This window comes from Thermogutta sp. (genome assembly GCF_014359955.1).
Taxonomy (GTDB): domain Bacteria; phylum Planctomycetota; class Planctomycetia; order Pirellulales; family Thermoguttaceae; genus Thermogutta.
In genome coordinates, this window is record NZ_JACIYL010000165.1 from 1 (window position 1) to 7148 (window position 7148).

The following is a 7148-nucleotide window of genomic DNA, read 5'->3' on the forward strand; positions in this document are numbered from 1 at the left end:
TGAACGACCGGCTGAGCAAAAGCCCCGTATTCGTGAACGGCTGCCCGTACTGGTGGGAATAACTGTGGGAATAGAAGAAGTTCTGAGTCACGGGAACTGCTTCGTACCCAACGGGTGTATAAAAGTGGCCACCTCGCAACGTCCAGCTATTGTAGGCCACGTCGAAATAGAACTGCGGCAGCGCCACTTGATAGAAGCGCTCAGTCTGGTTCCAGTCGGATTCCAGCCCGTCGATCGCCTGGGTGAATCGAGCGTCGGTCCCGTAGAGGACATCCACGCGGCCACCCCAATCCCAGCCGTAACCGCCGTTGTTGACTTGCCGTTCCAGATAAAGATTGAGCTGGTTCATCTGGAATTCCTGGTCGCGGTCGTTAAACGTGACCACACCGTTGTAATTGTCGGCGGGGTTATTGGCGACGACACTGATGCCTGCGCCCACCCAGCCTCCGAATTCAAATCCCCAACGTTCGAGAAAACCAGGCGTAGGCAGTTTCCACGGGTCGGTTGGCCGGCACGGGTCACAGTAAAAGAAATCAGAGAGGAAACCGCCACCGTCACAGGTGCCGCATGTGTTGCAGCCTGGGACGCAGGCCGCCCCATTCTGGCCCGACCAGCTCGTTGGATACACCTGGGCGTACAAGCTGCCCGCGCTCAGCCCAAAACACAGGCACACGACTGCCAGTTTGTCAAAAAGGGATTTTCCGGTCATCCTTGACTCTCCACGATTAGGTACCACTGTTCGCCCAAGAGGGTGATGCCGGTCTCGGTAATGTTTGTTCACCCCAATGGGAGCACCAACAGACCGTCAACACACGGCTACACGTCCTTTTTGAATCATCGGAGAAAGCTCCCACGCTGTTTATGAAAAACACGAATCCTGCGAGAAAAACCAGGAAAGACGCGCGTGCTCAGTAAGACGTAGAAGGTTTCAGGCAGGAAACGGCCCCATGTTTTTTTCTAACTTGAGCGAAACAAGGGCTGAGCAGCAGAGCGCCAGTCAGCTACCTTCCGGGACGACAAGGCCAATACCTCCCAGATCACCTATTTTTCCAGACGCAGCGCAACAAAAACGGCGGGGTCACTGCCAGTAACCCCACCGCCCATGATGTCTGTGATAACTGATCCTATTTTGATCTGCGCAAAGTGCGACGGCTAAAGCCACTGCGATCAGGTGCTCACCTGTTCTCCGGCCGTTTGCTCAGCCGGTTGGCTCGGTGCCTGATTGGCTTCCTGAGCCTCCGCAACCACCGGGGTCGGCGGCGTTTCAGGGACTGGCTCGGGATCAAATTCCGGTTTGACCGTCCGGCGGCGCTTCACCCGGTCGTTTCGTCCCACAAATTCCAGAATCGCGCGGATGCCTGCATCACCCACGCGTCGCTTCGCCAGTCGCACGATTCGGGTATAACCACCCGGCCGATCAAGAAACCGCGGCGCAACGCGTTCAAACACAATCCGCATTGCCTCTTTGTTGTTACCCAGAAGCCGGAGCACACGCCGCCGCGCCGCGACGACGGGTGCCATTTTCCGGTTCCATTCGTACCAGGCCTCACTCTGTCGCCATGCCCGCCAGGCCTCCGAATTTCGTGGCGCCGTCGGTTCCAGCCGTTTGGCCTCCTCAAGCAACGGTAACACCCGCTTGGCAATCGTGATGCACTTCTCGACGAGCGGGCGAACTTCTTTGGCCTTCGCCAGTGTCGTGACAATGCGCCCTTTCACGTACGGCTCTTCCTCCTCGAAGATGAATTCACCTTCCGTGAGGAACAACGCCGACGCCAGGTTGCGCAGGAGTGCGCGCCGATGACTCGGGCTACGTCCTAAATACCGACCGCGTTTTCTATGTCGCATGGCAGCTAACCGTATTCCCTACTCCAATTCCTGGTCTATGGCTGCGTTTACAACGCTCCTCCGGAGGTCGCCGGCGACCGCATGCCCAGTCGCAACCCCAGAGCCGCCAGTTTTTCTTTCACCTCCGCCAGAGCCGTCTCACCAAAATTCCGCAACTCGAGGAGCTGTTCCTCCGTGTGAGACACCAGGTCGCGTACCGTGCGGATGTTCGCAAGTTCCAGGGCGTTGAGCGTGCGGGCCGAAAGCCGCAGATCCGTCACCGGCATCGCCAGCTTGGCTTCCTGGCTCGGCTCTACACCGGCGACGCTCCGCCCATCCGTAAACACCTTCGGTCCAAGCTCGTTGTACTGCACAAACGGGTTGAGATGCTTGCGGAGAATCTTGGCAGCCTCCACAAGCGCCATCTCCGGCGTGATCGACCCGTCGGTCCAGATTTCCAGGGTCAGCTTGTCGTAGTTTGTTTTTTGACCGACGCGGGTTTCCTCGACTTCATACCGCACCTTCACGACCGGACTGAACATCGCATCCACGGGGATCACGCCGATCTCCGAAATCTGCGGCGTGTGTTCGCTGGCGGGAACATAGCCCCGGCCGTTTTCCACCGTCATTTCCATGACGAAAGGCACATCGTCGGTGAGTGTCGCGATCACGTGATCTTTGTTCACGATGGTGACCTGGTCGTCCGGCTCAATGTCGGCTGCGGTGACAACCCCTCGGGTGTGCCTGTTGATCCGCAAAATCCGCGGCTGGGAACTGTGATTGCGAACCACCAGGGACTTCACGTTGAGGATGATGTCTGTCACATCCTCCACCACGCCCGGCAGCGACGTTATCTCATGGAGCGCGCCCTGGATCTTCACGCGCGTCACCGCGCTGCCTTCGAGACTGGACAGCAGAATCCGCCGCAGGCTGTTACCAATGGTTGTCCCAAATCCTCTCTCGAACGGTTCAGCAATAAACTTGCCGTACCGATCCGTAAGTGTGCTCTTATCGCAAATGACCTGACTCGGCAGCTCAAGCCCGCGCCAGCGTACACGCATACAACGCCTCCAAATTGAGATCCCAATGACGCTTTACCGGCTTCCCCCTCACCGAGAGCAGAACTCGATCACCAGTTGCGGCTGCACGGGAATGGAAACATCTTCCAGGGTTGGGTTGCGGAGCACATGCCCCTCCGGAACCTGGCCGGGCACGAGGTTCAAGAAGTCCGGGACATTCGGCTGCCGCTCCTCCAAATTCCGCTTGACAAGCTCGAGACTCCGCGGCCGATTCTTCACCGTGATCACGTCGCCCGGACTCACGAGGTAACTCGGAATATCGACTGTCCGGCCGTTCACCAGAATATGCCCGTGCCGGACGATTTGCCGGGCCTGTGCCCGAGACAGCCCAAAGCCCAAGCGATACACAATGTTATCCAGCCGTCTTTCCAGCAGCGACAAGAGAACCTCGCCCGTGTTGGTCGGCGAACGGGTCGCCATCTGGAAATACCGACGGAACTGCCGCTCCAGGATTCCGTAATATCGCTTCAGCTTTTGTTTTTCCCGCAGGTGCAGAGCGTAATCAGTGGGCTTGCTCCGCAACACTCCCTGCATACCGGGAGTTGCTTTGTGCCGTTCAAAAGCGCATTTGTCAGTGTCGCACCGCGTGCCCTTCAGAAACAACTTCATGCCTTCGCGGCGGCACAAGCGACACACCGGTCCCGTATATCGAGCCATCTTGCTACACGTCCTTCCAGTTAGCCTTTCAGTCCGATTGCCTTATGCTCTTTGCTCCAATGACCTCAAAACAAAACCTCCTGACTCCCCGCATCGCGTCACACGGATGCAAGCGAGCCACCTTCAGGCCATTCTTTATCAAACGCGACGCCGCTTTTTCGGGCGACAACCGTTGTGCGGCAGCGGAGTCACGTCCTCAATAGACTTGATAATCAACCCGGCGGTCTGCAAAGCCGTTATTGCGCTTTCACGGCCGGCGCCGGGTCCCTTCACTTTGACTTCCACTTCCTTAACCCCCATCTTGATGGCCTTCTCGGCCGCCTGCTGCGCCGCCATCTGGCCGGCATAGGGGGTGCTTTTCCGGCTTCCCTTGAAACCGCAGGTACCGGCACTCGCCCAGCAAAGGGTTTCCCCTTTCAGGTCCGTCACAGTGACCATCGTGTTATTGAAAGTCGTCTTGATATGCACGATGGCCTGCGTGACGTGACGCCGGACTTTCTTGCGTTTACCCGTTGCCTTCGGCACGACGTGACCTCTCCTCCAAAAAGAGCACCTACCGCTCTAATAACGTGAACTTGTTTCCGAACAATCTGCCCAACAACAAAGCCCAAAAGAACCCAGGTTCAGAAAACGCGACAAAGCCGTCCGAAAAATACCCGTCTCGCCGTTGCGGCATGCCACACACGGCCACCCGACCAATCACCGCAGGTCCTTCACACCCTTCTTTCCGGCGACCGTCTTCCGCGGCCCCTTTCGCGTTCGGGCATTTGTCCGCGTTCGCTGCCCGCGCACCGGCAGGCCGCGCCGATGGCGGATCCCCCGGTAGCAGTTGATTTCCTTCAACCGGTTGATATTCTGGGCAATCTGGCGTCGAAGCTGGCCTTCGACGACGTAATCCTTGTCCAGAAGCGTCGCCAGCCGCGCCAGCTCATCCTCCCGCAGTTGATTCGCGCGGATGTGCGGGTCGATCCCCGCCTTGTAGCACAACTCCTTGGCAATGGCGGGACCGACGCCGTAAATGTACCGCAACGCGATGACGGTCGGCTTGTTTCCGGGAATGTCAACGCCCAAAAGTCTTGGCATACGTAAACTCCACCGTCCTCTTATCTCTAATGTATTCCTGCTATCTTTTCAGATTGAGTGCCAGGGTGGTTCACGCCTCCTACCCCTGCCGCTGCTTGTGCCGGGGGTTGGAGCAAATGATGTACAGGCGGCCTTTTCGCCGGACCACCTTACAGTTACCGCACAGTCGTTTGACACTGGCTCGGACTTTCATTGCCGATCATCCCCTGTAACAATCTTCCGGAGTAGGCAAAAAATCAAGTATAACACTCTCGGGTGAGGGTGCTCAAGCGTCCCCACCCGGAACAAAACCCACCGGGGCGGGGACGCCGTGAAGTTTGTTATTCTGTTTCAAGAAAGGACAAGCACCCCTCTTTTTCGGGATCAAAACCCATGCGTTCGTCCATTGCACCGAGTGGGCCCGTCAGCACATACGGCCCCTCTTCGGTTATGGCCACGGTATGCTCGAAGTGGGCGCTTGGCTTTCCGTCTGCCGTCAGTTGTGTCCAATAATCCCGGCTCAGTCTGACCTTTTTCGTGCCCAGGTTGACCATCGGCTCGATGGCGATCACCAGCCCGGGTTGCAGTCGGAAATCCCCCCGGCGGAGGAAAAAGTCGTTGACAAAGTTGGGCACCTGGGGCTCCTCGTGCATTTGCCGGCCGATCCCGTGCCCGACGAAGGCCTCCACCACGCTGAACCCCTGGCTCCGCACGTAATCCTGCATGGCGGCGGCCACCTCGCTCCAGTAGGTCTTTTGACCGGCCAGTTCGATGGCCAGATCAAGGGTCCGCTTCGTCACCTCGACCAGCCTGGCCACCTGGGGTGACACATTTCCCACAGGAATTGTTACCGCGGCATCCCCGCACCAGCCGTCCACCCGGCATCCCGTATCGACGCTGACGATGTCCCCTTCTGCGATAACCCGCTCTCCCGGAATTCCATGAACGACCTCGTCGTTCACCGAAATGCACGTCACGGCGGGGAACGGCACTTTGCCGGGGTATCCTTTAAACAGCGACTCCGCTTTGCACCTGTGGTAGAAATCTTCGACGGCCTGGTCGATCTCTTTGGTCTTGACACCCGGCCGCACGAGTGCCTTCACGAGCTGGAGGGCCTTCCATACGACCAGCCCCGCCTTCCGCATTTTCAGGATTTCGCTTCGCGAGCGCAAATTGATCACACCTCGCTGACTCCCTGGCTTTCTCGAAGGCCCCTCCCGCCCGGTTGCACCACACTACGCCCCAGCGAAATCGTCGAGGATCGCTCGAATACGATCGAAAATCTCGTCGACCGTCCCCAACCCATCCACGGTGCGGAGCAGGTTCTTTCGCCGGTAATAATCCAAAAGGGGCTCTGTCTGCGTTCGATAGGCCACGAGCCGCTGCCGGATGACTTCCGGTTTATCGTCCGCCCGACCACGGCCGGCCAAACGCCTGAACAACTCTTCCTCCGGGACCTGTAACTCCAGAACCACGTCAAGCGGGGTGTTCTGGGAGGCCAGCATCGCGTCAAGCGCCTCCGCCTGAGCGATGGTTCTGGGAAACCCATCGAGCAAATAGCCCCGGCGGCAGTCCGGCGATTGGAGACGTTCCCGAATCAAATCGATGATGATGTCGTCCGGCACCAACTCCCCCCGCGACATATACTCGTCGGCTTTCAGCCCGAGAGGCGTTTTCGCATCCCGAGCCGCACGGAGCATGTCGCCCGTGGACAGATGCGCAATCATGTATCGCTCGACGATCTTCTGCGCCTGCGTCCCTTTTCCTGCTCCCGGAGGCCCAATGAACACGATTCTCATCCTCTGTACCCTCACCCGAAGCCAAAACAAAACGACTTATCCACCCCACCCTCAGCGTCCCCTGGAAATGCCCCGAGAAAGCCCTGGTTATTCCAGCAGGCCCTTGTAGTTTCTCATCACGATGTGGCTGTCGATTTTCTGCACCAGGTCGAAGGCCACGCTGACCGCGATGAGCAGGCTCGTCCCCCCATAGAACTGCGCGATCTGATAATTAACTCCCAGCCAATCGGCCACGATCGTGGGAATGATCGCCACCGCCGCGAGGAAACCTGCTCCCACATAGGTGATTCGCACCATCACCTTTTCGAGATATTCTGCGGTACGCCGTCCCGGCCGATACCCCAGGATAATGCTCCCGTTGTCCTTCAACTGCTCGGCAATTTCGTTGGGATTAAAAGTTATCGCTGTCCAGAAGTAGCAGAAGAAGTAAATCAAACCAATGTACATCGCGTTGTACCAGAAGCCGTCCCCGCGGTGAAACACATCGGCGAGCGCGGCGATCCACGCCGATCCGGGATACCAGTGGGCAAGTGTCTGGAAAAACGTCAGCGGGAACAGCAGAAGACTGCTGGCAAAGATGATCGGCATCACGCCCGCCTGATTCACAAGGAGGGGGAGATAATCTCGGGCTCCGCCGTACACCCGACGTCCGCGCACATGCTTCGCACTCTGCGTCAGGATCCGCCGCTGGGCACGGGTCATATACACGACCCCCGCCACCACCGAG

The 7148-nt window shown here is 58.2% G+C and carries 10 protein-coding genes; all 10 read right to left on the reverse strand.

Annotated features, from left to right (window positions below; all coding sequences use genetic code 11):
- Positions 1–709 (reverse strand): outer membrane beta-barrel protein (locus tag H5U08_RS07105; protein ID WP_297031641.1); only part of this gene is annotated, 709 nt, incomplete at its 3' end.
- A 458-nt stretch (positions 710–1167) separates the two neighbouring features.
- Positions 1168–1845 (reverse strand): L17 family ribosomal protein, encoded by a 678-nt coding sequence (locus H5U08_RS07110; RefSeq protein WP_297031643.1) that lies wholly within the window; start codon positions 1843–1845, stop codon positions 1168–1170.
- 47 nt (positions 1846–1892) lie between these two features.
- Entirely contained in the window at positions 1893–2885 is a 993-nt protein-coding gene (locus tag H5U08_RS07115; RefSeq protein WP_297031644.1) for a DNA-directed RNA polymerase subunit alpha, read from the reverse strand.
- 48 nt (positions 2886–2933) lie between these two features.
- Positions 2934–3560, reverse strand: a complete 627-nt coding sequence (gene rpsD / locus H5U08_RS07120; protein WP_297031646.1) for a 30S ribosomal protein S4 — start codon at positions 3558–3560, stop codon at positions 2934–2936.
- Positions 3561–3698: 138 nt separating this feature from the next.
- A complete protein-coding gene (rpsK, locus tag H5U08_RS07125; protein WP_095414457.1) occupies positions 3699–4085 on the reverse strand; it encodes a 30S ribosomal protein S11 in 387 nt (128 codons plus the stop codon).
- Between the two features lie 174 nt (positions 4086–4259).
- Positions 4260–4643: a 30S ribosomal protein S13 gene (gene rpsM, locus H5U08_RS07130; protein WP_297031649.1), complete on the reverse strand. Its 384-nt coding sequence runs from the start codon at positions 4641–4643 to the stop codon at positions 4260–4262.
- 79 nt (positions 4644–4722) lie between these two features.
- Positions 4723–4836: a 50S ribosomal protein L36 gene (gene rpmJ / locus H5U08_RS07135; protein WP_095414455.1), complete on the reverse strand. Its 114-nt coding sequence runs from the start codon at positions 4834–4836 to the stop codon at positions 4723–4725.
- A 127-nt stretch (positions 4837–4963) separates the two neighbouring features.
- Positions 4964–5803: a type I methionyl aminopeptidase gene (gene map / locus H5U08_RS07140; protein ID WP_297031653.1), complete on the reverse strand. Its 840-nt coding sequence runs from the start codon at positions 5801–5803 to the stop codon at positions 4964–4966.
- A gap of 54 nt (positions 5804–5857) precedes the next feature.
- Entirely contained in the window at positions 5858–6421 is a 564-nt protein-coding gene (locus tag H5U08_RS07145) for an adenylate kinase (protein WP_297031654.1), read from the reverse strand.
- An 87-nt stretch (positions 6422–6508) separates the two neighbouring features.
- Positions 6509–7148: SecY family transport protein (locus H5U08_RS07150; RefSeq protein ID WP_297031656.1), on the reverse strand; the 640-nt coding region annotated here is incomplete at its 5' end.

Bases quoted from the DNA above. Each gene is read 5' to 3' on its own strand.
- H5U08_RS07110 (WP_297031643.1), bottom strand. From the start codon at position 1,845: ATGCGACATAGAAAACGCGGTCGGTATTTAGGACGTAGCCCGAGTCAT.
- H5U08_RS07115 (WP_297031644.1), bottom strand. From the start codon at position 2,885: ATGCGTGTACGCTGGCGCGGGCTTGAGCTGCCGAGTCAGGTCATTTGC.
- rpsD (WP_297031646.1), bottom strand. From the start codon at position 3,560: ATGGCTCGATATACGGGACCGGTGTGTCGCTTGTGCCGCCGCGAAGGC.
- rpsM (WP_297031649.1), bottom strand. From the start codon at position 4,643: ATGCCAAGACTTTTGGGCGTTGACATTCCCGGAAACAAGCCGACCGTC.
- rpmJ (WP_095414455.1), bottom strand. From the start codon at position 4,836: ATGAAAGTCCGAGCCAGTGTCAAACGACTGTGCGGTAACTGTAAGGTG.
- H5U08_RS07145 (WP_297031654.1), bottom strand. From the start codon at position 6,421: ATGAGAATCGTGTTCATTGGGCCTCCGGGAGCAGGAAAAGGGACGCAG.